At 70.2% G+C, this 23,046-nt stretch carries 18 protein-coding genes; 7 read left to right on the top strand and 11 right to left on the bottom strand.

Annotated features, from left to right (window positions below; genetic code table 11):
* Nucleotide 1 precedes the first annotated feature (1 nt).
* Nucleotides 2–1,123 (bottom strand): ABC transporter ATP-binding protein, encoded by a 1,122-nt coding sequence (locus tag ELQ90_RS08825; RefSeq protein WP_128494914.1) that lies wholly within the window; start codon nt 1,121–1,123, stop codon nt 2–4.
* 13 nt (nt 1,124–1,136) lie between these two features.
* Nucleotides 1,137–2,783: an amidohydrolase gene (locus tag ELQ90_RS08820; RefSeq protein ID WP_128494913.1), complete on the bottom strand. Its 1,647-nt coding sequence runs from the start codon at nt 2,781–2,783 to the stop codon at nt 1,137–1,139.
* A 217-nt stretch (nt 2,784–3,000) separates the two neighbouring features.
* On the opposite strand from ELQ90_RS08820, the gene ELQ90_RS16970 reads away from it, so the two are divergent.
* Nucleotides 3,001–3,339: a cupin domain-containing protein gene (locus tag ELQ90_RS16970; RefSeq protein WP_243696086.1), complete on the top strand. Its 339-nt coding sequence runs from the start codon at nt 3,001–3,003 to the stop codon at nt 3,337–3,339.
* A gap of 85 nt (nt 3,340–3,424) precedes the next feature.
* Here ELQ90_RS16970 and ELQ90_RS08810 read toward each other — a convergent pair whose 3' ends face one another.
* From ELQ90_RS08810 to yczE, 3 genes are all read right to left on the bottom strand, one after another.
* The gene (locus ELQ90_RS08810) at nt 3,425–4,042 is read right to left on the bottom strand and encodes a PadR family transcriptional regulator (protein WP_128494911.1); all 618 of its coding nucleotides are present in this window, start codon (nt 4,040–4,042) and stop codon (nt 3,425–3,427) included.
* The gene (locus ELQ90_RS08805; RefSeq protein ID WP_166408937.1) at nt 4,039–4,962 is read right to left on the bottom strand and encodes a DUF4097 family beta strand repeat-containing protein; all 924 of its coding nucleotides are present in this window, start codon (nt 4,960–4,962) and stop codon (nt 4,039–4,041) included. The genes ELQ90_RS08810 and ELQ90_RS08805 overlap by 4 nt, the downstream gene beginning before the upstream one ends.
* 186 nt (nt 4,963–5,148) lie before the next feature.
* A complete protein-coding gene (gene yczE / locus ELQ90_RS08800; RefSeq protein WP_243696085.1) occupies nt 5,149–5,808 on the bottom strand; it encodes a membrane protein YczE in 660 nt (219 codons plus the stop codon).
* Between the two features lie 62 nt (nt 5,809–5,870).
* On the opposite strand from yczE, the gene yczR reads away from it, so the two are divergent.
* From yczR to ELQ90_RS08785, 3 genes are all read left to right on the top strand, one after another.
* Complete coding sequence (gene yczR / locus ELQ90_RS08795; RefSeq protein WP_128494910.1) at nt 5,871–7,301, top strand: MocR-like transcription factor YczR; 1,431 nt, start codon at nt 5,871–5,873, stop codon at nt 7,299–7,301.
* 162 nt (nt 7,302–7,463) lie between these two features.
* Nucleotides 7,464–11,231: an efflux RND transporter permease subunit gene (locus ELQ90_RS16965; RefSeq protein ID WP_243696084.1), complete on the top strand. Its 3,768-nt coding sequence runs from the start codon at nt 7,464–7,466 to the stop codon at nt 11,229–11,231.
* A gap of 197 nt (nt 11,232–11,428) precedes the next feature.
* Nucleotides 11,429–12,634 carry a glycosyltransferase gene (locus tag ELQ90_RS08785; protein WP_128494909.1) on the top strand — a complete coding sequence of 402 codons (1,206 nt, stop codon included), beginning with the start codon at nt 11,429–11,431 and terminating at the stop codon, nt 12,632–12,634.
* Nucleotides 12,635–12,666: 32 nt separating this feature from the next.
* On the opposite strand, the gene ELQ90_RS08780 is transcribed toward ELQ90_RS08785, so the two are convergent.
* Genes ELQ90_RS08780 through ELQ90_RS08770 form a run of 3 tightly spaced genes read right to left on the bottom strand, consistent with a single transcriptional unit; the run spans nt 12,667 to nt 16,155 of the window.
* Complete coding sequence (locus ELQ90_RS08780; RefSeq protein ID WP_128494908.1) at nt 12,667–14,136, bottom strand: pyridoxal phosphate-dependent decarboxylase family protein; 1,470 nt, start codon at nt 14,134–14,136, stop codon at nt 12,667–12,669.
* Nucleotides 14,133–15,530: an MFS transporter gene (locus tag ELQ90_RS08775; RefSeq protein WP_128494907.1), complete on the bottom strand. Its 1,398-nt coding sequence runs from the start codon at nt 15,528–15,530 to the stop codon at nt 14,133–14,135. Before ELQ90_RS08775 ends, ELQ90_RS08780 begins: the two co-directional genes overlap by 4 nt.
* A 46-nt stretch (nt 15,531–15,576) precedes the next feature.
* Nucleotides 15,577–16,155, bottom strand: a complete 579-nt coding sequence (locus ELQ90_RS08770; protein WP_128494906.1) for an antibiotic biosynthesis monooxygenase — start codon at nt 16,153–16,155, stop codon at nt 15,577–15,579.
* 83 nt (nt 16,156–16,238) lie between these two features.
* Between ELQ90_RS08770 and ELQ90_RS08765 the strand changes: the two genes are divergently transcribed.
* Entirely contained in the window at nt 16,239–17,249 is a 1,011-nt protein-coding gene (locus ELQ90_RS08765; RefSeq protein WP_128494905.1) for an enoyl-CoA hydratase/isomerase family protein, read from the top strand.
* Nucleotides 17,250–17,352: 103 nt separating this feature from the next.
* Here the strand turns inward: ELQ90_RS08765 and ELQ90_RS08760 are convergent, their stop codons facing one another.
* A complete protein-coding gene (locus ELQ90_RS08760; protein ID WP_128494904.1) occupies nt 17,353–17,616 on the bottom strand; it encodes a GlsB/YeaQ/YmgE family stress response membrane protein in 264 nt (87 codons plus the stop codon).
* Nucleotides 17,617–18,004: 388 nt separating this feature from the next.
* Between ELQ90_RS08760 and ELQ90_RS08755 the strand changes: the two genes are divergently transcribed.
* Both ELQ90_RS08755 and ELQ90_RS08750 read left to right on the top strand, forming a co-directional pair.
* Nucleotides 18,005–20,074 (top strand): DEAD/DEAH box helicase, encoded by a 2,070-nt coding sequence (locus ELQ90_RS08755; protein WP_128494903.1) that lies wholly within the window; start codon nt 18,005–18,007, stop codon nt 20,072–20,074.
* Nucleotides 20,075–20,177: 103 nt separating this feature from the next.
* Nucleotides 20,178–21,281 carry an acyltransferase family protein gene (locus ELQ90_RS08750; RefSeq protein ID WP_128494902.1) on the top strand — a complete coding sequence of 368 codons (1,104 nt, stop codon included), beginning with the start codon at nt 20,178–20,180 and terminating at the stop codon, nt 21,279–21,281.
* Between the two features lie 31 nt (nt 21,282–21,312).
* Here the strand turns inward: ELQ90_RS08750 and ELQ90_RS08745 are convergent, their stop codons facing one another.
* Both ELQ90_RS08745 and ELQ90_RS08740 read right to left on the bottom strand, forming a co-directional pair.
* Nucleotides 21,313–21,723, bottom strand: a complete 411-nt coding sequence (locus ELQ90_RS08745) for a TFIIB-type zinc ribbon-containing protein (protein WP_128494901.1) — start codon at nt 21,721–21,723, stop codon at nt 21,313–21,315.
* 133 nt (nt 21,724–21,856) lie between these two features.
* Nucleotides 21,857–22,996: an Rv2578c family radical SAM protein gene (locus ELQ90_RS08740; RefSeq protein ID WP_128494900.1), complete on the bottom strand. Its 1,140-nt coding sequence runs from the start codon at nt 22,994–22,996 to the stop codon at nt 21,857–21,859.
* Between the last annotated feature and the right edge of the window lie 50 nt (nt 22,997–23,046).

Below are 23,046 nucleotides of genomic sequence, written 5' to 3'. Positions count from 1 at the left end.
GTCACTCGCTTTCGGTTGCTGTGGTGGTCGGGAAGATGTGAACGGCGTCGGACGGCCACGAGCAGTAGACGTCGACTCCTGGCGTCATCGGCAGGTCGATTCCGCGCGGTGAGCGGGCCATGATCTTGAGGCCCTCCGGCGTGATGGTGACGATCTGGAGGGCGGAGCCCAGCTGGCTGACGCTCATGAGCGTGGAGCGGACCTCGTTCGGTCCACCCGTGGGGGTTGCCGAGACCGTCACATGCTCCGGCCGGACGGCGACCTCCGTCACGCCGCCCACGACGGGGGAGCCGGCGGGCTCACGCGTCGAGACGACCGTGCCGCCGGGGATCGTGACGCTCCACGCGCCCGGCCCGCCGGAGAGCTCGCCGGTGAAGAAGTTCTGCTGGCCGATGAAGCCGGCGACGTACGCGCTCGTCGGGGCGTCGTAAACGGCGTCGGGCGGACCGATCTGCTCGAGGCGACCCTGGTTCATGACGGCGATGCGGTCGCTCATCGTCATGGCCTCCTCCTGGTCGTGCGTCACGAAGACGAACGTCGTGCCGAGCTGCTGCTGGAGGAGCTTCAACTCGATCTGCATCTCCTCGCGGAGCTTGCGGTCGAGCGCCGACATCGGCTCGTCGAGCAGGAGGACGGCCGGGCGGTTGACGAGTGCCCGCGCGAGGGCGATGCGCTGCTGCTGCCCACCGGAGAGCTGTGCCGGCATCCGCTCCGCGAAGGAGCCCATGCGCACCATCTGGAGCGCTTCGGAGACCCGCTCGCGCACCTCGTTCTTCGGCGTCTTCTGATAGCGGAGCCCGTAGGCGACGTTCTGCGCGACCGAGAGGTGCGGGAACAGCGCGTAGGCCTGGAAGACCGTGTTGACGGGGCGCTTGTACGGGGGCAGCGCCTCGACGGGCTTGGCCGCGATCGAGATCGAGCCAGTGTCCGGGTACTCGAAGCCGCCGATCATGCGGAGCGTGGTGGTCTTGCCGCACCCGCTCGGTCCGAGCAGCGAGATGAACTCGCCGGCCTCGACGTGGAGATCGAGGTCGCGCACCGCGTAGTTCTTCCCGTACACGCGGGAGACGCCGCGGAGGGTCACCTCTCCGGCTCGGGCCTCGTCGACCAGGTGTGTCGTCATCGTCGTCCTTCCATCAGGCGTTCCCGCCCGTCGTGGGTGCTTCGAACACCACGCGTCCGCCGACGATCGTGTACGCCACGGAGGCGTCGGCGATCTCCGCTGTCGAGGCGGAGAAGATGTCGCGGTCGAGGATCGTCACATCGGCGTCGTAGCCGACGGCGATGCGTCCCGTCCGGTGCTCGTCGGCGTTCGCATAGGCACTGCCCTCGGTGTACCCGACGACGGCGTCCGAGAGGGAGATGGCCTGCTCACCGCCGAGCGGGTTCGCGCTCAGGCCGGGAGGGCAGCGCGTGACGGCGGTGTGGATGATCTCGAGCGGGTTCGCCGTGCTGACGGGCCAGTCCGAGCCGAGGGCGAGGGTCGCGCCGGCGCGACGCAGGCTCGCGAAGGGGTACTGCCACGCGGAGCGGGTCGCTCCGAGGAACGGGATCGTGAGCTCGTCCATCTGCGACTCGTGGCGCGCCCACAGCGGCTGGATGCTCGCCACGGCGTCGAGCGGGGCGAAGCGTGCGATGTCGTCGGGGTGGATCACCTGAAGATGCGCGAGCAGCGGGCGCACCATCCCGGGAGTCGACTCGATCGCGTCGAGAGCCTCCCGCACGGCGCGGTCGCCGAGCGTGTGGAAGTGGACGCGCAGCCCGGCGGCGGTGAGGGCGGCGGACGCCTCCGTCAGCATCCCGGGCTCGACGAAGCTCTTGCCCGTGTTCTGAGTGGAGCACCCGCAGCCGTCGAGGTAGGGCTCGAGCATCGCGGCGGTGAAGTTCTCCGCGACGCCGTCCTGCATGATCTTGACGCTGCCCGCGCTGAAGCGCTCGCCGGTGACCGCGTCCCGCTGGGCGACGAAGGCCTCGATCTGGTCGAGGCCCTTCTCCCGCTCCCACCACTGCGCTCCGACGACGCGGGCGAGGAGCCGGCCGTCTGCGTCGAGCCGGCGGTACGAGGCCAGGTTGTCGAGACCGCGGTCGCCGGACTCGACCATTGCGTCCTGCCACGCCGTGACACCCCAGGCGAAGAGCTGCTGCTGGGCCAGGAGGAAGCCCTCGTCGACGAGGTCGTCGCCGAGCGGCGGGACGTGAGCGGAGACGAGCTCCATCGCGCCCTCCTGCAGGCAGCCGATGGGCTCGCCGTCGGCGTCCCGTTCGATGCGTCCCGAGATCGGGTCGATCGTGTCGCGCGTCACCCCCGCGAGCTCGAGGGCGCGGGAGTTGACCCACGCCCCGTGGCCGTCGCGGTTCGGCAGGTAGACGGGCCGGTCGGGGACGACCCGGTCCAGGAGCTCCTTCGTCGGGATACCGGAGGGGAACTGATCCATGCCCCAGCCACCACCCGTGATCCATTCGCGCTCCGGGTGGGCCGCGGCGTACGCCGCGATCCGGTCGAGGTACCCCTCGATGGAGTCCTCCTCCGACAGATCGCACGTGACGAGGGTGTTGCCGGCGTGGTGGGGGTGGATGTGCGAATCCTGGAAGCCGGCCACGACGAGGCCGCCGGCCGCGTCGATCGTCTCGGACGGCGTGGTGGCGAGCGCGTCGACGGCGTCGCCGCCGATCGCCGCGATCTTTCCGTCGACGAGCGCGACGGGCGCCTCCTGGACATGACCGTCCAGGAACACCCGCCCACCGGTGATGAGGATCGCGTCGGGAGTGCGACCGTGGTGCATGCGAGACCTTTCCGTCGGCGGAACGCGTGGATCGTGCGTTTCGCGCAGTACCGGAATTCTGTTGGCTGCGTGCCGGAAAGGGAATACCCCCGACGGAGAGATTTACACAATCGAAACGGTAAACGAATTGCCACCATTCGACGGAAACGCTTGCGAACGTGCCATCCCGCCACTGATACCGTTACTCCGACGTGTCCGAAGGTCCCGGAGGTTGCCCGTGCCCCATCTCGATCTCGATCCCGATTCGGTGCTCTCGCTGCACACCGTCGCCCTCGACGCGATCGACGCGGGAGCCGGCGCCCCGCCGACGTGGCTCCGCGAACTCGGATCGTTCGGATCCGTCGAGATCGGGGTCTGGGAGATGGAGCCGGGGGTCGCGACCGACACGGAGGCCGACGAACTCTTCGTCGTGCTCGCGGGAGCCGGCAGGATCGACCTGCTCGACGCCGATCGGTCGCTCGAGATCGCGCCGGGGGATCTCGTCCGCCTCGCAGCGGGGACCCGCACGCGCTGGACGGTCACGGCCACCCTCCGGAAGCTCTACCTCGCGCCCTGACGCCCTGTGGCCGGCTCCCGACCGGAACGAACGAAAGCGCCCGTCCTCGCAGGGTCGCGGGGGCGGGCGCTTCCTGGGGTGGGGCTCAGAGAAGGTCGCGCAGCGCTGTCGCCGCGCGATCGAGTTCCGTCCGGACCTCGGCGAGTTGCGCCGTGGTGAACGACCGGCCCGAGGCGATGTGGGTGCGCAGCGCCGTCCTCGCGTTGTGACGGAACTCGTTGAGCAGCAGCTCGGCCTCGTGGAGCGCGAGTCGCGAGGTGCTGCGGTCGTCGGGCGGCGTCGTCGACACCGGGGGGACGCGTGTCGCTGACAGCCGTGCATCGCGAGCCGCCGAGGCGAGGTCGGCCTTGAGGCTCCGCATCGCGGTCGTCACGTCCGTCCGCATCTCGTGGGCGAGGCGACGCACCGAGTCGGTCACTTCCGACTCGACGCGGCCGAGCTCGTCCTCGCGTTCCGCGAGCTCCGCCCGGCCCGCGTCGGTGATGCTGTAGACGGTCTTCCGGCCGTCGCTCGACTTCGTGACGAGCCCCTCCTCCTCGAGCTTCGCGAGACGAGGATAGATGGTGCCGGCGCTCGGGCTGTAGGTGCCGCCGAAACGGTCCGTCAGAGCCTGGATGATCTCGTAGCCGTGACGCGGCGTCTCCGCGAGGAGCTTCAAGAGGTACAGCCGCAGGCTGCCGTGGGAGAAGACGGGCGGGGTCATCGTGCGTCGTCCTCGCCGGGAGTCGTGCCACCGGTCATCGGGCCCCTGTCGTCGCCGGTGGTCCCCTGCGGGGTCCAGGCCGTGCCCGCCGGTGTGCTCGCGGTGCGCGCCTCGCGGCGGATCACGGAGACGTTTCCCGAGACGGTGTTGGCGAGCACCTCGACGGTGACGTCGCCGTCGCCGTCGCCGGGGATGGTGTCCTGGTATCCGCGCCCGCGCATTCCGCGGATGACCCGGCCGTCGAGTTGGAGGGTGCCGCTCACGGTGTTGACGGTGTAGGCGGCGCCGAGTTCACGGTCGATGCGTGCGGTGAGTGCACCCGAGACACTGTTGACGCGGATGCGGTTGCAGCGGCCGTCGACGTCGGCGAAGACGTCGCCCGAGACGGTGTCGGCCTTGATGCGGTCGAGTGCGCCGGACAGCGTGATGTCGCCCGAGACGGAATCCGCGGAGACGGGGCCGCGGTGGTTCTGCGCGCTGAGCTCGCCGGAGACGCTGTGGAGGACGAGGTCCCCCTCGAGTCCGTCCGTCTGGATCTCTCCGCTCACGGTGCTGAGGCGGATGTCGTTCGAGAGTCCCGTGACGAGGGCGTCGGCGGAGACCGAGCCGAGGGTCAGGGCGACCGTGCGCGGCACGAGCACGCTGATGGACGCCTTGGCGGAGTTCCGCCCGAAGGCGCCGAGGAGGTCCACGACGTTGTCCCACCGCAACTGCGGGTGGTCGATCTCGAGGCGATCACCCTCGATGGCGACCTTGAGCTCGCGGTGGGTGACCGAGTGGACCTCGACGCGAGCACCGGGCTCGTCGTGCCCGATGATGTCGATCTGGCCGCCGATGAGGCTCACCTTGAGCGATCTCACGACCTCCAGGTCGATCACGCGCGTCTCTCCTGCTCCGATGAGCCACTTCTCGAGTGCCATGGTCGTGCCGCCTTCCGTCTCGGATCACTGCCGTGACACTCACGATATGTCGCGACGTGGGCGCAGTCAAGATATATCGCGTTACTCCCGGCTGATGCCGGTCAGGACGACCTCGACCTCGACGCTTGGGCACCGCACGGCACCGAGCGGCTCGGGTCGGCGACTCGATGTCGGTGCGCGACCCGCTCAGGCTCCGGGTGGGGTCGCCGTCGGGAGGGGCGCCGTTGGCGTCCGGTCGACCGCCGCGTCGGCGGCGGCCCCGCGGTCCCTCGGGTCGCGGATCGCGAAGAGCGGCAGCGTGATGTTGCAGAGCGGTCCGATGAGGAGCGCGAACGCGACGGTGCCGAAGCCGACGTTGCCGCCGAGGATCCAGCCGATCGTGAGGACGGTGATCTCGACGCTCGTCCGGGCCACCCAGATCGGAACGCCGAACCGTCGGTTGAGGCCGGTCATGAGACCGTCGCGCGGTCCGGGTCCCATTCGGGCACCGATGTAGAGTCCGCTCGCGACGGCGAGCAGCACGAGGCCCGCGGCGAAGACGAGGATCTGCGCCCACAGCACCGTCATCGGTGGCACGAGCCAGAGCCCGAGCTCGATCGACGGGCCGATGATGAGGATGTTGAGGACCGTGCCGACGCCCGGCTTCTGCTTGAGCGGGATCCACAACAGCAGGACGAGCACACCGATGATGTTCGTGAGGATGCCGATCCCGAGTCCCGTCCGGACGGACAGGCCCTGCGCGAGCACCGTCCAGGGGTCGACGCCGAGCACGGCGCGGATCATGAGGGCGCCGGCGATGCCGTAGAGGACGAGCCCCACGAGCAGTTGGACGATGCGTCGGGTCATATCGAGTATCCAATTGTGATTTTGGCATTGGATCAAGAGTCCAATCGGACTACGGTGGCCGCATGGCCGATGTTCACATCACCGCGCGCGCCCTCTCCGCACTCCTCGGCGACTGGCGCGGCCCCGACGCCGCCTACCGCGGCCTCGCCGATCGCGTGCGACTGCTCATCCTCGACGGTCGGGTCCCGACGGACACGCGACTGCCGGCGGAGCGCGACCTCGCCGAACGGCTCGGCCTCAGCCGCACGACCGTCACGGCGGCCTACCGGGAACTCCGCGAGGGCGGGTACCTCGAGAGTCTGCGCGGCTCGGGGAGCGTCGCCCGCCTCCCCGGGGCGTCGCCCGACGTCGTGCCACTGCGGGAGAACGGCGCCCTCGACTTCAGCAAGGCGGCGATGCCCGCCTCGGCGATCGTCGCGGAGGCCTCCGTGGCGGCGGCCGCGCGTCTCCCGCGCTACCTGAGCGAGTTCGACTACGACCCGGTCGGACTCCCGGAGCTCCGCCGCGCGATCGCCGAGCGCTACAGCGACAAGGGGTTGCCGACGTCGCCCGACGAGATCATGGTGACCCTCGGCGCCCAGCACGCGATCGGTCTTCTCGCGCGCACGATGGTCGCCCGAGGCGACCGTGCGCTCCTCGAGATGCCGAGCTACCCGCACGCGCACGACGCCTTGCGTGCGGTGGGCGCGCGCCTCGTCCCCGTGACCGTCACGAGCGACGGCGGCTGGGACGACGCCGAGATCACCCAGGCCTTCGAGCGTACGAATCCCGTGCTCGCCTATCTCATGCCCGATTTCCACAACCCGACGGGCGCCTCGATGTCGGAGCGCACGCGTGCGGCGGTGCGGCGGGCCGCCGCACGCACGGGCACGATCCTCGTGATCGACGAGACCACGGCCGACCTGTCGATCGATCGCACCGAGGCCCACCGTCCGTTCGCCACCGACAACTCGGAGGGCGCGCGCATCATCATGATCGGGTCGCTCGGGAAGACGGTCTGGGGCGGCTTGCGTGTCGGCTGGATCCGGGCGGATCGGCAGACCATCCGGAAGCTCGTCGTCGCGCGGTCCGTCGGCGACCTCGGCACGCCGATCCTCGAGCAGCTCGTGAGCCTCGAGCTCCTCCCGCGGCTCGACGACGTGATCGACCTGCGCAGGTCGCAACTCGGTGCCACCCGGCTCCGCCTCGAGCAGCTGCTCGCCGAGCACTTCCCGCGGTGGGAGGTCCCGCACGTGCGCGGCGGCCTGGCCGTCTGGGCGGGGATCGGCGCTCCGCTCAGCTCGCAACTCGCGCTCGCCGCCCGGTCGCAGGGGCTCGTGATCGCCGCGGGTCCCCGCTTCGGGATCGACGGGGCCTTCGAGCGTTTCCTCCGCATCCCGATCACCTACTCGCTCGCGGAGACGGAGCGCGGAGTCGAGGCACTGCGCCGGGCGTGGGGGTCGCTCGTCCGCGATCCGGTCCCCGTGATGCCGGACCTCGCTGCGGTCGTCTGACGCGCGCTCCTGCACAGCCGCTCCACAGTCGGCTGAACGATCCCTGTGGAAGAATCGGGAGCGTGCGGCCCGAGCGCCGCCGTCCGCCCTCCACACGTCGGCGGACATGCATCGACCGCTGTCACAGCACTCGCCTGATCCAGGCCGTATCGAGGGACCTCCGTGCACATCCTTGCCGTCCTCAGCATGAAGAACCGCGCGCTCATCGCGCTCGTCACGATCGTGGCGGCGGTGTTCGGCGGGATCGCGCTCACGAGTCTCAAGCAGGAGCTCGCTCCGAGCGTCGAGTTCCCGCAGCTCGCGATCGTCACGACGTATCCCGGCGCGGCCCCCGCCGTCGTGGAGGAGGATGTCTCGACCCCGATCGAGACGGCCGTCCAGGGTGTCTCGGGCGTCGAGTCGACGACCGCGACGTCGAGCACGAACCTGAGCCTCGTCTCCGTGACCTTCGCCTACGGGACCGACCTCGCGAGCGCCGAGCAGAAGGTCACCCTCGCGATCAACCGGCTGTCGTCCGAGCTGCCGGAGGACGTCGATCCCCAGACCTTGACGGGCGGCATCGACGACTTCCCGGTCATCCAGATCGCCGCGACCGGCGGCGGCACGACCGACGACTTGTCCGCCGCGATCAACAACTCGGTCCTCGCCGACATCCGCGAACTCGATGGCGTGCGCGACGCCTCGCTCTCCGGTGAGACGGGCAAGCGCGTCACGATCGTCCCCGACCAGGCGGAACTGCTCGCCGCGGGTCTCACGCAGACCGACATCACCGACGCGCTCGACCAGAACGGCGTGCTCATCCCCGCCGGCGAGATCACCGAGGGAGGTCGCACCCTCGCCGTCCAGGCCGGATCGCGGCTCTCGAGCGTCGACGACGTCTCCGGCATCCCGCTCGTCGGCCAGACGGCCGCGGGCGCGCCGCTCACGATCGGCGATGTCGCGACCGTCGACCTCACGGACGACCCGGTGACGTCGATCTCGCGGGTCGACGGCGAACCGGCCCTCACGATCGCCGTGACGAAGCTCCCCGACGCCAACACGGTCGACGTCTCGAACGCCGTTCGCGCTCTCATCCCGGATCTCGAGGAGACCCTCGGGACCGACGCGACGCTCACGATCGTCTTCGACCAGGCGCCCTACATCCAGCAGTCGATCGAGGCCCTCGCGACCGAAGGCCTGCTCGGGCTCGGCTTCGCGGTCATCGTGATCCTCGTCTTCCTGCTGTCGGTGCGCGCGACCCTCGTGACGGCGATCTCCATCCCGACGTCGGTGCTCATCACGTTCATCGGGATGCAGGCGACCGGTTACACGCTCAACATCATCACGCTCGGCGGCCTGACGATCGCGATCGGTCGCGTCGTCGACGACTCGATCGTCGTGATCGAGAACATCAAGCGCCACCTCGCGATCGTCGGGCGCGAGAGCGGCGCCGACGGCCGTGCCGCCGCGATTCTGCGCGGCGTCCGTGAGGTCGCCGGAGCGATCACGGCCTCGACCATCACGACGGTCGCCGTCTTCCTCCCACTCGCTTTCGTCGGCGACATCTCGGGCGAGCTCTTCCGACCGTTCGCGCTCACCGTGACGATCGCGCTCCTCGCGTCGCTCCTGGTCTCGCTCACGATCGTGCCCGTGCTCGCCTATTGGTTCCTGCGCGCGCCCAAGCCGAAGAAGGAGAAGGCGGTCACCGGGGCGGACGGCGCCTCCGCCGACGCTCCCGCGGCCGTCGGCCCCGAGGCGACGGCTCCCGGCCTCGTGGCCACCTCTTCCGACGAGCACCACGGCGCCCGCGAACTCCCCTCGACCGGCCCGACTCCCGAGCCCGGACGCTCGGACGACGCGGCCGATTTCGAGCCCGTCGATGCGACCGCGGCCGCGGCCGAGCCGGCTCCCGAGGTGCGCGAGCACGATGAGGAGCGCGACGGCACCGCCGACGACGGCGCCGAGCCCGCGACCGGAGACCGTGAGATCACCGAGTCCCCCACCTCACCGCCCGCGGGCGTCGCGGCGGCGCCCGCGATCGTCGAGCCCCGATGGATCGTGGGCCCCGCTCGTCACGACGAGCCCGTTGCGGAGCTCGACGCGCACGCCGCCGGCACGACGGATCTCCCCTCGGACTCGGTTCCCGAGCACTCGTCGGCCGCCGGTGGAGAGCCCGTCGCCGGGTCAGCCCCCGTCGCTGCTCCGGCCGCCGTCGTGGTCCCGGAGCCCGTCGCGGTCGTCGACGAGAGCGCACCGGAGGCCGAGGCGGCCGACACCGCGTCGTCCCCGGATCAGCGGGCCCGACCGGAGCGAGAGCCCGTCCTCGGGAACAGTGCAGCCCCCGTGAGCCGCCGCGCTCGCCGGGGCGAGAGTATCGCGGACGACGACGTCGAGCGCCCGACGCTCCTCCAGCGCGGCTACATCCCCATCATCCGTTGGACCCTCAAGCACTCGGCGATCACGCTCGTGCTCGCGCTCCTCGTTCTCGTGGGCACCGGCTTCGCCGTGCCGTTCATGAAGACGAACTTCCTCGGCAGCGCCGGCCAGAACACGTTCAGCGTCACGCAGACCCTGCCGGTCGGCACGAGTCTCGCGGAACTCGACGCGGCGTCGCAGGACGTCGAGCAGGTGCTCGTCGACACCGCGGGCGTCGAGACGGTGCAGCTCTCGATGGGCTCGTCCGGCAGCGGCATCCAGGCGCTCTTCGGCGGAGGCGGCGAGGGCACGATCACGTATTCGATCACGACCGACGAGGACGCGGACCAGGACGCCCTCCAAGCCGACGTCCGTGAGGAGCTCGACGCGATCGACGGCGTCGGGGAGATCAGCGTCCAGGTCTCGAGCGGCTTCGGCGGATCGAGCGACATCGAGGTCGACGTCACGGCCCCGAACCAGGACGCGCTGCTCACGGCGACCGACGAGATCGCCGACGCCGTCCGGGAGCTCGACGTCGTGTCCGAGGTCACCGACAACCTGAGCGAGACGCGGCCGTACATCGCCGTCTCGGTCGACCGTCAGGACGCAGCGGCGGCCGGCTACTCGGAGGTCGCGCTCGGCGCGATCGTCTCGGGCGCGATGCAGCCGCAGACCGTCGGCTCGATCGTCATCGACGAGACGACCCTCTCCATCTACATCGCGAGCGACGACCCGCCCGCGACGCGCGACGAGCTCGCCGCGCTCGAGGTCCCGACGCCCACGGGCGTCGTGGCCCTCGACACGCTCGCGACGGTCGAGGAGGTGGACGGCCCCGCGTCGATCACGACCGTCTCAGGGCTCCGCTCGTCGACCGTGAGTGTCACGCCGTCGAGCGACGATGTCGGCACCGCGAGCGCCGAGGTGCAGCAGGTCGTCGACGCGGCGGACCTCGACGGCGGCGCGTCCGCGAGCCTCGGCGGCGTCGCGTCCGACCAGTCGAGCGCGTTCACACAGCTCGGCCTCGCGCTCCTCGCGGCGATCCTGATCGTCTACATCGTCATGGTCGCGACGTTCCGCTCGCTGCGTCAGCCCCTCCTGCTCCTCGTCTCGGTGCCGTTCGCGGCGACCGGGGCGATCGGCCTGCAGGTCATCACCGGCGTTCCGCTCGGTGTGCCGTCGCTCATCGGTGTGCTCATGCTCATCGGCATCGTCGTGACGAACGCGATCGTGCTCGTCGACCTCGTGAACCAGTACCGTCGCCGAGGCATGAGTGTCCCGGACGCCGTCGAGCACGGTTCCGTCCGACGGCTCCGCCCGATCCTCATGACGGCGCTCGCGACGATCTTCGCCCTCGTGCCGATGGCGCTCGGGATCACGGGCCACGGCGGCTTCATCTCGCAGCCGCTCGCCATCGTCGTGATCGGCGGTCTCGTCTCGTCGACACTCCTCACGCTCATCGTGCTCCCGAGCCTCTACAACCTCGTCGAGGGAGCGCGGGATCGGCGAGCCGCGCGGCGGGCAGCCCGATCCGCCTGATCGGCGATCCTGCGGCCGGAGCGCCGAGGCACTCGGTCGCTCGAGAGCCCCGGCGCTCCGTCGTCGTGCTCGCGGCTCGCGCGGAGCTGTTCACCCGCTGCACACATGCCGTTTATCGATATCTCAAGCGCGGGATCGGAGCATAAGGGGAACTCGGCGTCGCCGCCGCGCAGCTCCCCGACCCGAGAGGCCCTTCGATGACCCGTCCCCTCCGCGTTCTGTCGCTCTACGAAGGCTTCTTCGCGGGGGGCGCCCGAATCCTGCACTCCGATGTCGTCGCCGGACTCCACGGAACCGGCGGTCACGAGCACAGCGTCCTGTCGATCGCCTCGGCGGCGGAGCGCGAGGGAACGATCCAGCGCATGGAGGACGACCTCCGGTATCGCCGGCTCTCCGAGCGCGGGGTCGCCATCGAGGCGCTCGGCCGGGTCGCCGGCGCTCAGGCTCCGGAGCGCTCGTCCTTCACGGACGACGAACTGCGGATCGCGAGCGCGGCGGTCGCGAACGCCGACGTCGTCCTCTCCCTCAAGGAGCAGCCGATCGGTGTGCTGCTCGCCCTCGCGGATCGCGGCCTCATGCCCGACGTGCCGGTTGCGGCGTGCCTGCACCGATCGGACCCGCTCCACTCGGGCCCGGCGCTCGGCTGGCTCGTCGAGGCCACGGCGACGGGACTGGTCACGGCGACGGTTTCCTGCGCCGAGTCCACGAGCGAGGCTTACGCTCGTGCCGGCGTGAGCGCCGGGAGCCGCTACGTCATCGACAACGGCATCGACACGCAGCGCTTCCGCCCGGGAACGCCCGACGAGGTCGCCGAGACGCGCGCACTGCTCGGCATCGAGGCGGGTGCACCCGTCGTGGTCTTCGCCGCCCGCTTCGACGCGATGAAGGACCCGGGCCTCTTCCTCCGCGTGGTCGCCGAGCACTCCGCTCGTCGCCCCGACGCCCACTACGTGCTCTGCGGAGCGGGCATGACGTGGGACAACGCCGCGTTCCGGTCGCTCGCCGCGGAATCCGGTGTCGTCGCGTCGCGTCGCGTCCACGCACTCGGGATCCGCGACGATATGCCCTCCCTCTATCGGATCGCGGACATCGTCGCGCTCACGAGCGCCTTCGGCGAGGCGTCACCGCTGTGCCTCGTCGAGGGGGCCGCGTGTGGAGCCACCCCCGTCACGACCGACGTCGGCGACGCCGCTCGTCGGGTCGCGGGGATCGGGGTCGTCACGAGCCATGACGAGAGGGAGATCGCATCGGCGTGGGACGACGTCTTCGCTCGCCGCTCGGACCTGCGCCAGGCCGCCGTCGCCGCGGGCCCCGGCTTCGGTCGTGACCGCATGGTCGAGGACTATCGCGGCGTCGTCGAGGACCTCTCTGCGGTCGCGCTGCCGACGGCCATCGCCGGTTGAGTCGTCGTCGTCCGGATGGGACGACGAGGAGGTCACGGGCGGGACAGCCGCGTGAGAAGCGCGATGAGGAGCCGTTCCGCGAGCGACGATGGGACGGCCTCGATGAGCGCCATGACGGGCGCGATCCCGTCCGGGAGCGGGGAAGCGCCGCCGAGCCCGAGGGCGCCGAGGAGTGCGTCGGCGGTGGCCGCGTCGAGCGAGCCCGCCGAGAGCAGATCGGACGAGAGGGTGCCGAGCGCATCGGTCGCCGTGGCAGCGGGGACGCCGCGCACGGCGTCCGCTGCGGCCACCAGTGCGGCGATCAACTCGGGGAGCACGTCGGCCGTGACGGGCGTGACGGTGAGGTGGGTCGTCGCCGCGAGCCGCGGGCCGTCCGACTGGACGTGTCCCGGTTGCGGCTGCAGGACCCACCCGAGGCTCCGGGCCTCGTCCGCCCAGTGATGGGGGTCGACGCGCCGCGCCGCCGGGACGGCGTCATCGGTGGCGACCGCGACGAGAGGGCCCGTCGGCGATCCGACGACACGCAAGCCGTCGATGGCCCGAACGGTATCGACGAGCGTCTCGGACGCGCGGCGACAACGTGCGGCGAGGTCCGCGAATCCGTCGGCTCCGAGCCGCTGGGTGATCGCCCAGGCAGCGGCGAGCGGCGCGGCGGAGCGCGAGCCGAGCATCGTGGCGTTCACGACGGGATAGCCCGGCCAGTCGGTCGTCGTGAAGAACTGGGACGCGAGCCGGTCGGGACCGCGGTGGAGGAGGACGGAAGCGCCCTTCGGGGCGTAGCCGTACTTGTGCGCGTCGGCGGAGATGCTCGTGACGCCGGCGACGCGGAAGTCCCATGGCGGCACGTCGTCACCCCACCATGGCAGGACCCAACCGCCGATGCACGCGTCGACGTGGCACGCGATGCCGTGGACCGCGGCGGCGCTCGCGATCTCCTCGATCGGATCGAGCGTCGCGAACGGGTAGCACGGTGCGGAGACGACGACGATGGCCGTCCGTGCGTCGAGTCGGTCGACCACGGCACCGGCGTCGACGCTGCCGTCCGCCGACACGGGAACGAGGTCGAGGTCGAGCCCGAAGTACTGGGCCGCCTTGTGGAACGCCGCGTGCACGGTCGCGGGCGCCACGATGGTCGGGACGCCGTCCCCTCCTGCCGCCCTCCACAGGTCGCGTGCCGTCTTGACGACGAGGAGGCAACTCTCGGTGCCCCCGGTCGTCACGGTTCCGACGACGTCGTCGCCGCCGCGCAGCATGTCGCGCGCGAACCCGACGACGCCGCGCTCGAGGGCGGCCACCGACGGGAAGGTCGTGGGATCGAGGGCGTTGATCGGCTGGACCGCCGCCCCCGCCTCCCGAGCCAGCGCGTCGAGCTCGGCGAGACCGGAGTCGTAGACGTAGGACAGGACATGCCCGCCGTGTGTCGGAGCGTCCGCCGATCGGAGGCGGCCCAAGTGCTCGAGGACCGCCCGAGACCCGTCGTCGAGGGCGTCCGCCGCCGTCACGTGCCGTGCTCCCGTGCCGGGGTCGGCGTCTCGTCGACCCCGTCATCCATGGGCCCGTCGACGTCGATGCGTCGCAGCGGGTAGCGCCGGAGCGTCACGAGGCTCGCGGCGACGACCACCGCGGGCACGAGGCTGAACGCCACGACGATGCCGACGACCGCAGACCCGGGCTGGTTGACGCTCACGCCTGCCGTGGATTCGACGTAACCGGTGACCGCGAGGGTCACCGTGAGGAGGGTCGCGCCGAACGCCATGCCGGCCGTTTCACCGGCGGTCCAGAGGCCCCCGATGACACCGGCCTGACGGACGCCCGTACGGCGCGCGTCGTCCGAGATCACGTCGGGCAGCATCGCGAGGGGGAGGGCTTGCATCCCCGCGTACGCGGCGCCCGCGATCGCGATCGGGCCGTACACCCACGGACCCGGCATCCACAGGAGCCCGAGCAGGAGCAGGGCCGCGATCGCGAAGACGATGCTCGCGAGCACGAAAGCGCGTTCCTTTCCGATGCGGCGGGCGAGGGCTCCCCACACGGGCGTGAGCAGCATGGCCGGACCGATGAGCGCGACGAACAGGAGCGTCACGGCGAGTTCGGACCGGAGCACCCACGTCGCGACGTATTGCGCTCCCGCGAGCATGAGTCCCGTCGCGAGCCCCTGCAGCATGTACGTCGCGAGGAGGCTCCGGAACGCCCGGCTGCGCCGGAGGGCGTCGATCCCGCCGGAGTAGTTCTGGGCGAGCGACGCCGTCGGCCGCACGTGGGCGCGCGGGACGTCGGTCGGGGCGACGCGGGAGGCCACGAACATGCCCACGCCGATGAGGACCCCCGCGACGCAGCCCATGAGCAGGTAGCCGGACGAGACGTCGGATCCGAGCCCGCGGAGCACGGGACCACCGGCGCCGAAGAGCACGATCGCGACCGTGAGGACGACGACGCGCCAGGTCAGCAGCCGCGTGCGTTCGTCGTAGCGGGCGACGAGTTCCGCCGGCAGGGCGACGTAGGGCACCTGGAAGAGACTGAACGCCGTCGCGCACAGCACGAAGGCCACGAGCACCCACGAGCCGCCCGCAACGGGGCCGATGTCCGGAGGGGCCGCGAACGTCAATGCGAAGAACGCGGGGATCGTGAGAGCGCCCCACACCATGAAGCGCCGTCGGCTGCCGGTGCGTGCGAGGCTCTGGTCGCTGCGCGCGCCGATGACGGGATCGATGAGCACGTCCCACACCTTGGCGACGGTCACGATGGCGCCGGCCGCGATCGCCGCGACGCCGAGGGAGTCGGTCAGGTAATAGACCAGGACGAGGCCGGGGAGAGTGGCGAAGCCGCCCGTCGCGATCGATCCGACCGCGTACGCCGCGACGGTCCGTCGCTCGAGCGTGCGCGACATCGCATCCATGGAGCGATCCTAGTCCGCACGGTGCTCGCGCCCCGGCCCGTGGCGGTCAGCTCGCGTGCAACCAGGGGCGGATGATCCGGGTGACCGCGGGAAGCACCCAGAAGGTCATGATCGGGGTCAGGACGAGGGTCGTGATGAGCACCCGCCAGAACACCGCGACCCCGTCCCAGCCGGGGACGAGGCCCACGAGGAGACTGAACGCGAGGTTGACGGGAAAGAACCCGAGCCAGATGCTCACCGCCTGCTTCCACCGCGGCGGGACGATGCGCTCGACGGGTTCGGGGGCACCCTCGAGCTCGACAGATCGCTCGACGGGGGTGTCGAACCAGCCCTCGATGCCGGTCCGGCGTTCGACGCGCGACTCCCGGGCGAAGTCGCGGCCCGTTCCGAGCCACCACTGTCGTTCGGGGGAGTCCTCCCACGCCGTGAGGGTGGCCTCGTCGGTGAAGCGGTAGAGCATGTGCCACGTGGCGGACTGCTCTCCGGCCCTCACCCAGCCGGAGCCGAGGAACCCGGGGTACTTGTTCGCGAGCTGGATCCCGGTCTGGACCCATGCTGTGGCCTCGGTGATGCGAGCGGGATCGACCGCTCGCTCGATCGAGACCGTGATCGGTTGGTGTGCCATGTCTCCAGCATCGTGCACGGTCGTTTCCGGCGGGTAACGACGCCCGTTTTCGTCCCACCGGCCCGGGGCAATACTCTGGGCACATGACAGACGACGGTGTCGACATCCGCGTGGAGGGCCGCCTCGGCCACATCACGCTCGATCGGCCTTCGCGCCTGAACGCACTGACGCCCGCGATCCTCTCCCGGCTGTCGAACGCGCTCACGACCTGGCAGGACGATCCTGCCGTCGAGGCCGTGCTCCTCGACGGCGCCGGCGACCGCGCCTTCTGCGCGGGTGGAGACGTGCGTCTGATCGCCGACGGCGGTACCGACGATGCCCGAGCGTTCTGGGAACTCGAGTACGCCACCGTGCTGCAGATCGCCCGCTACCCGAAACCCGTCGTCGCCGTCATGGACGGCATCACCATGGGCGGGGGCGTCGGCCTGGGCGGCCACGCCGCGATCCGCGTCGTGACGGAACGGTCGCGCGTCGCGATGCCCGAGGTGCGCATCGGACTCGCTCCGGATGTCGGGGGAGCGCTTCTGTTGGCTCGCGCTCCCGGACTCCTCGGTCTCCACCTCGGGCTCACGGCCGCGACGATGACGGGCGCCGACGCGATCGCGACGGGTTTCGCCGACGCCTTCGTCCCCTCGCGCGATCTCTTGGAGCTCGTCGACGGGCTCATCGTCCCCGGCCCTGACGCGGCGAGAGTCGTTGCGCGAGTCGCGGTCGGTGCTCCGGCGTCCGACCTCGCCGCGCAACGCGCTTGGATCGACGCCTCCTACGACGCGGACTCCGTCGGCACGATCCTCGACAACCTGCGTTCGCGGCCGGAGCCAGGAGCAGCGGAAGCCGCTGAGGCGATCGAGCGGATGTCGCCGACGTCCCTCGCCGTCACGTTGCGTTCGATCGAACGAGCAGCTCTCGACGACGACCTCGAGCGTGTTCTCGCCCGCGACCTCTCCGTATCGATGGCGCTCTTCGCACGGCCTGACTTCGCGGAAGGGGTTCGCGCTCAAGTCGTGGACAAGGACTTCGCTCCCGCCTGGAGCCCCCGGTTCGTCGGTGAGGTAGACGCCGCAGAGGTCGAGGCGATCGTCGGAGCGCGCTGACTCTCTCGGTCGTGTCGGCCCCGCGGGCTGCGTCGACCCCGAGCACAACGCGACAGCGCCTCCCCGGAGAACCGGGGAGGCGCTGTCGTTTACGTCAGACGCGTCAGGCGCGCTTGCGGCCCGTGACGGCGCCGTAGATCAGGAGCACGATGATCGCGCCACCGATCGCGAGGAGCCAGGTGCCGATGTCGAAGAACTCTTCGAGACCGCGGCCGAAGAGCAGGCTACCGATGAAGCCACCGAGCAGAGCTCCGACGACTCCGAGGACGAGCGTGATGAGCCATCCGCCGCCCTGACGGCCGGGAAGAATGAGCTTCGCGATCGCGCCGGCAATCAATCCGAGCAGGAGAAATCCGAGGAATCCCATGTGTCACACCTCCATGTTGGTGCGGCGGTCCGTCGTGTGGCACCACCGCGAGCGGTCGAACCTCGACCGCGCCACCCAACCTAGGGGTACCCGGGTACACGGGTAGGGGCCTTGCGGGAAGCGGACGAATCGCGGTATGTCGATACGGAGGGGCGCGTGACCTTCGCGTCTCCATGCTGTAACGTTGGGAGGTCGGTTTCTGGACGGCGCGGCTTCTCTACCCCCGCGTGCGTCACTGTTCGTCCGGAGGACCGGTTCCCAGCGAAAACGCTGGTGAGATCACATCGAGTGAACGGTCCCCGGCCATCGGCAGCCCGGGTGTTCGAGCGTGGCGTTCCGCCACGGTGCGACGACGCTGTTTGACGCGAACAACCCTGGAAGGCACACGATGCCCAAGAACAAGAAGCCCGCCGGCGGTCGCCCCGCCCGCAACTTCGATCCCTCCTACGCCTCGAAGCGCTCGACCGCCCGACCCGGCAGTCGCAGCCCGAAGCACCGCGGTTTCCGCGAGGAGGAGGTGCCGACGAAGGTCCGGTGGAACGCCGACGAGCGTGCGGCTCGTGCCGAGGAGCGCGGCTCCCGGTCGGATCGCCCCGCTCGCGACGACAGGTTCTCCCGCGATGAGCGTCCCCGCCGCGACGACCGCTCGCCTCGAGGCGAGCGTCCCGCACGTTCGGATCGCCCTCAGCGTGATGACCGCTCCTCCCGTGACGACCGTCCGCGTCGTGACGATCGCTTCTCGCGTGACGAGCGTCCGGCCCGTTCGGACCGCCCGGCGCGGGACGACCGGTTCGCTCGTGGTGACCGTCCGCGTCGGGATGACCGTTCGGCGCATTCGGACCGTCCGTCGCGTGATGACCGTTTCTCCCGTGACGACCGTCCGCGTCGTGACGATCGTTTCTCCCGTGACGAGCGTCCGAGTCGTTCCGAGCGTCCCGCTCGTGACGACCGTTTCTCCCGTGAGGAGCGCCCTCGTCGTGACGACCGCTTCTCCCGTGACGACCGTTCGCGCCGCGAGGAGCGCCCGACCGGTCGGACAAGCCGGTTCTCGACGGACGACCGTCCCCAGCGCGACGACCGGGGCCGTCGCGACGACCGGGGCCGTCGCGACGACCGCTTCGCGCGGACCGAGCGTCCCCGTCGCGACGACCGTTCGTTCCGCGACGACCGCGGGAGCGGTCGCTCCGACCGTTCGTCAGTGCCTCGCCGCGACGACGCGCACCGATACACGCCGACCGACGACGTCGTGCTCGAGCGCCTCGAGGCCGAGGCCATCCAGGCGGCAGACGTCGACGGAGTGACCTTCTCGGACCTCGGCCTCGGCGGCAACATCACGCGTGCCCTCGTCGAACTCGGCGCCGAGACGCCGTTCCCCATCCAGGCTGCGACGATCCCCGACGTGCTCGCGGGTCGCGACGTCCTGGGGCGCGGACGCACGGGCAGCGGCAAGACGATCGCCTTCGGCGCTCCTCTCGTCGAGAAGCTCATGGAGAACGGTGGCGGCAAGAAGCGCCAGATGGGCCGCAAGCCTCGCGCCCTGATCCTCGCACCGACGCGCGAACTCGCGCTCCAGATCGACGGAACGGTGCAGCCGATCGCCCGCAGCGTCGGCCTCTTCACGACGCAGATCTACGGCGGAGTGCCGCAGGGACGACAGGTCGGTGCGCTGCAGCGTGGCGTCGACATCGTGATCGGCACGCCGGGACGCATCGAGGACCTCATCGAGCAGGGGCGACTCGATCTCTCCGAGGTCACTCTCACCGTCCTCGACGAGGCAGACCACATGTGCGACCTCGGGTTCCTCGAGCCGGTCCAGCGCATCCTCCGTCGCACGGCGTCGGGCGGCCAGAAACTGCTCTTCTCGGCGACCCTCGACCGCGGCGTCGCCGCGCTCGTCGACGAGTTCCTCAAGGAGCCGACCGTGCACGAGGTCGCGGGAGAGGACCAGGCGTCGTCGACGATCGACCACCGTGTCCTCGTGATCGAGCACCGCGACAAGGACGCCGTCATCGAGCGGCTCGCGAGCCGCGAGGAGAAGACCCTCGTCTTCGCCCGTACCCGCGCGTACGCCGAGCGTCTCACGGACCAGCTCGAGGACGCCGGCATCCTCGCCGTCGCGCTCCACGGCGACCTCAACCAGGCCCGCCGCACCCGGAACCTCGAGAAGCTGACCTCCGGTCGCGTCAACGTGCTCGTCGCGACGGACGTCGCCGCGCGAGGTATCCACGTCGACGACATCACCCTCGTGGTCCAGGCGGACGCTCCCGACGAGTACAAGACGTACCTCCACCGGTCGGGGCGCACGGGCCGCGCCGGTAAGGAGGGAACCGTCGTCACCCTCATCACTCGCAGTCGTCAGCGTCGCATGAGCGAGTTGCTCGAGCGAGCGGAGATCGACGCGGACTTCGAGGAGACGCAGCCGGGCGACGAGTTGCTCGAGGAACTCGCGACCCGCTGAACCCCGTCCGTTCCCCCGCTCGGCCCCCGAGCGGGGGATTGGATACGTGAGGGATCGTCGCGTATCGTGTGGGTAGCCCGACCGTCGGGTGGCGGGAGGGTCCATGCGCGAGCAACAGGCGGGTGTCGTCGGAGCGCGCTACCTCTGGGTGGACGTGGCCAAGGGCATCTGCATGGCCCTCGTCGTGCTTCGTCACTTCTCCCTCTGGTTCGAGGGCGAGATCAACCGCGGTTCCGCCGCGATCTGGTGGACGGTGAGCGAGATCCTCTCGCCGCTCCGCATGCCCCTGTTCTTCTTCCTCTCCGGTTTCCTCGCCGTCCGGGCGTTGTCGCGACCGTTGCGTTCGAGCCAGGCGCGCACGATCGGGCTCTACGTCGTCTACGCGCTGTGGACGTTCCTCTTCCTCTCGCGTCTCTTCCTCCCCGCGGCGCGCGGCGGTGGAGACGCCCCCACCGCCGGCGAACTCGCGTTGAGCCTCATCCTGCCGACGTCCTTCTGGTATCTCTGGGCGCTGCCGGCGTTCTTCCTCCTGGCGTGGGGTCTGCAGAAGGTGCTCGGTCGCCACGCGGCCTGGGCGCTCGTGCCGCTCGCCGTGCTCTCGATCGAGGGTCAGTCGATCGAGGACGCGACGCTCGGGGTCCTCACCGATCCCATGGACGCGCTCAAGCTCGGCTCGGTCGCGGAGAACGCCGTCTGGTTCGTCCTCGGGGTCGTCGGCCGGCCGCTCTGGCTCGCCGCGATGGAGCGGGCCAGCGTGCTTCGTCTGGCCGGGGGAGTCGTCGGCTATGCCGCCGTCTATGCGCTCCTCGCCGCGACGGGGCTCCTCGGACCGGGCAGGTTCGTGCTCGCCGTGATCGCCTTGTGGGTGTCCCTCAACGCTCTCGCGCTCCTCGACATGCGCACTCCGGTGCTCCGCGGCTTCGGCGCCGTCGGCCGGATGACTCTACCCGTCTACATCTTCCACATCTTCGCCATCTCGGCGATCAGCGGCGTCGTGGGCATCGTCGGCCTCGACACCGTCCTCGGCGAGAACCCACAGCTGTGGGGAACGATCGTCCCGCCGGTCGCCGCGATCCTCGTGATCATCGCGTGTCGCCTCGTCGGAGGCTGGATCCTCGGATCGCGGCTGCGCTGGCTGCTGGAGCCGCGAGCATGGTTCCCGGTGGAGAGCCGCCGCGAGGGGCGGCTCGTCTCCACGCGTCGTTGATCCGCTGTCGTGATGCGCGACGGCGGATCGCTCAGTCGAAGAGGTCGCTGAGCCAGCTCTCGCGCTTCTTGCGGCCCCGAGCGTCGCCATCGCGACCATACGCTCCCCGGCCGTAGCCGTCCCGATCCGATCGGTCGCGTCCGTCGCGCTGGTCGCGGTCGCCGTATCCACGATCGTCGTAGCCCCGGCTGTCGTACCCGCGGTTGTCGTAGCCACGGCTGTCGGAAAAGCCGGACGCGGGACCGCTGAAACCGTCGCCGACGAAGGGTGCGGCCGGGGTCGCCGGAGCGGGTCGCCCGGCCATCTCGGAGGCGGCGCGATCGAGGATCTTGTCGAGTTCGCCACGGTCGAGCCAGACGCCGCGGCACGTGGGGCAATAGTCGATCTCGACGCCGCTGCGCTCGGACATCACGAGAGTGGAGCCGTCTGTGGGGCACTGCATGGGTTCCTCCTGGGGTCTCGGGTCAGCCTACGAGGGTGTGCTGAGGAGAGGCTCAAGAGACCTGCTCCGCCGGAGTCAGCGCGATTCGGCGGCTCGCACCCGATCCATGCCTCGAGCGTAGGTCGGGGATGCTCTAGAACAGGGTCGGCTCGTCGGCCGTTTCGAACTGAACGGCCGTCGGCGCGCGGTCGGCCGGCGGGGCTGCCGAGATCGCCGGCCGACGATCCTCGCTCGTGAACCGGGAGGGCCGTCGTTCGCCGTCCCCGTCACGGAACTGGCCGAGGGCGCTCGACCGCACGCCGCCGGTGGCGGGCGCCTCGGTGCCTTCGTCGAGCCGGTGGGCGCGGATGAGAGGTCTGATGCGGTGCGAGAGCCACTGCCGGTACGCCTTCGGGGCGTAGGTGCCCGCCGAGTAGAGCTCGCGGTAACGCGGAACGAGTTCTGGATGCGTGCGCTCGAGCCAGTGCATGAACCACGGCTTCACGCCGGGTTTCAAATGGAGCGCTGAGTAGAGGACGGAGGTCGCCCCGGCCGCCTTCACGCGGCGGAGGGCGTCGTCGAGGTGCGCCTTCGAATCGGTGAGCCAGGGCAGCACCGGCATGAGGAAGACGGAACAATCGAGACCCGCATCGCGGACGGCCGTGACCGTGCGGAGTCGTGCCGCGGCGCTCGGCGTGCCCGGTTCGATCGACTTCTGCAGTTCGTCGTCGTAGATGGCGATGGACATCGCGACGTCGACGGGGACCTGCCGAGAGGCCTCGACGAGCAGCGGGATGTCACGACGGAGGAGCGTTCCCTTCGTGAGGATCGACAACGGAGTGCCAGAGGAGGCGAGGGCTCCGATGATGCCCGGCATGAGCTCGTAGCGACCCTCGGCGCGCTGGTACGGGTCCGTGTTCGTGCCGAGCGCCACCGGGTGGTGCTGCCAACTCGGTTTTCGCAGCTCGCGCTCGAGCACCTCCGCGACGTTGATCTTCACGATCACCTGGGTGTCGAAATCGGTGCCGGCGTTGAGATCGAGGTACGTGTGCGTCGGCCGTGCGAAGCAGTACACGCACGCGTGACTGCAGCCCCGGTAGGGATTGATGGTCCACCCGAACGGCATGCCCGATCCCGTCGGGACCTTGTTGAGCGCCGACTTCGCGAGGATCTCGTGGAACGTGACCCCGGAAAACTCCGGAGTCGTGACACTGCGGACGACCGTGTTGATGCGAGCCAGACCGGGTAGCGTCGACGGCTCCTCGACTCGAAGTCCCTGCTCACTCCATCTCATGCGGTCCATTAGAACATACGTTCGAATATCGTGCACCCCATCTCCACTCG

Origin of the sequence: Labedella phragmitis, from assembly GCF_004078635.1 — a bacterium.
Taxonomy (GTDB): domain Bacteria; phylum Actinomycetota; class Actinomycetes; order Actinomycetales; family Microbacteriaceae; genus Labedella; species Labedella phragmitis.
This window is presented reverse-complemented; position numbering and strand designations above follow the sequence as displayed.

Excerpts from the sequence above, each read along its gene's own strand:
- ELQ90_RS08805 (WP_166408937.1), bottom strand. The coding sequence starts at position 4,962 with ATGGCACTCGAGAAGTGGCTCATCGGAGCAGGAGAGACGCGCGTGATC.
- ELQ90_RS08810 (WP_128494911.1), bottom strand. The coding sequence starts at position 4,042 with ATGACCCCGCCCGTCTTCTCCCACGGCAGCCTGCGGCTGTACCTCTTG.
- ELQ90_RS08825 (WP_128494914.1), bottom strand. The coding sequence starts at position 1,123 with ATGACGACACACCTGGTCGACGAGGCCCGAGCCGGAGAGGTGACCCTC.
- yczE (WP_243696085.1), bottom strand. The coding sequence starts at position 5,808 with ATGACCCGACGCATCGTCCAACTGCTCGTGGGGCTCGTCCTCTACGGC.
- ELQ90_RS08775 (WP_128494907.1), bottom strand. The coding sequence starts at position 15,530 with ATGGATGCGATGTCGCGCACGCTCGAGCGACGGACCGTCGCGGCGTAC.
- ELQ90_RS08740 (WP_128494900.1), bottom strand. The coding sequence starts at position 22,996 with ATGAGATGGAGTGAGCAGGGACTTCGAGTCGAGGAGCCGTCGACGCTA.
- yczR (WP_128494910.1), top strand. The coding sequence starts at position 5,871 with ATGGCCGATGTTCACATCACCGCGCGCGCCCTCTCCGCACTCCTCGGC.
- ELQ90_RS08765 (WP_128494905.1), top strand. The coding sequence starts at position 16,239 with ATGACAGACGACGGTGTCGACATCCGCGTGGAGGGCCGCCTCGGCCAC.
- ELQ90_RS08785 (WP_128494909.1), top strand. The coding sequence starts at position 11,429 with ATGACCCGTCCCCTCCGCGTTCTGTCGCTCTACGAAGGCTTCTTCGCG.
- ELQ90_RS08745 (WP_128494901.1), bottom strand. The coding sequence starts at position 21,723 with ATGCAGTGCCCCACAGACGGCTCCACTCTCGTGATGTCCGAGCGCAGC.
- ELQ90_RS08760 (WP_128494904.1), bottom strand. The coding sequence starts at position 17,616 with ATGGGATTCCTCGGATTTCTCCTGCTCGGATTGATTGCCGGCGCGATC.
- ELQ90_RS08820 (WP_128494913.1), bottom strand. The coding sequence starts at position 2,783 with ATGCACCACGGTCGCACTCCCGACGCGATCCTCATCACCGGTGGGCGG.
- ELQ90_RS08755 (WP_128494903.1), top strand. The coding sequence starts at position 18,005 with ATGCCCAAGAACAAGAAGCCCGCCGGCGGTCGCCCCGCCCGCAACTTC.
- ELQ90_RS08770 (WP_128494906.1), bottom strand. The coding sequence starts at position 16,155 with ATGGCACACCAACCGATCACGGTCTCGATCGAGCGAGCGGTCGATCCC.
- ELQ90_RS08750 (WP_128494902.1), top strand. The coding sequence starts at position 20,178 with ATGCGCGAGCAACAGGCGGGTGTCGTCGGAGCGCGCTACCTCTGGGTG.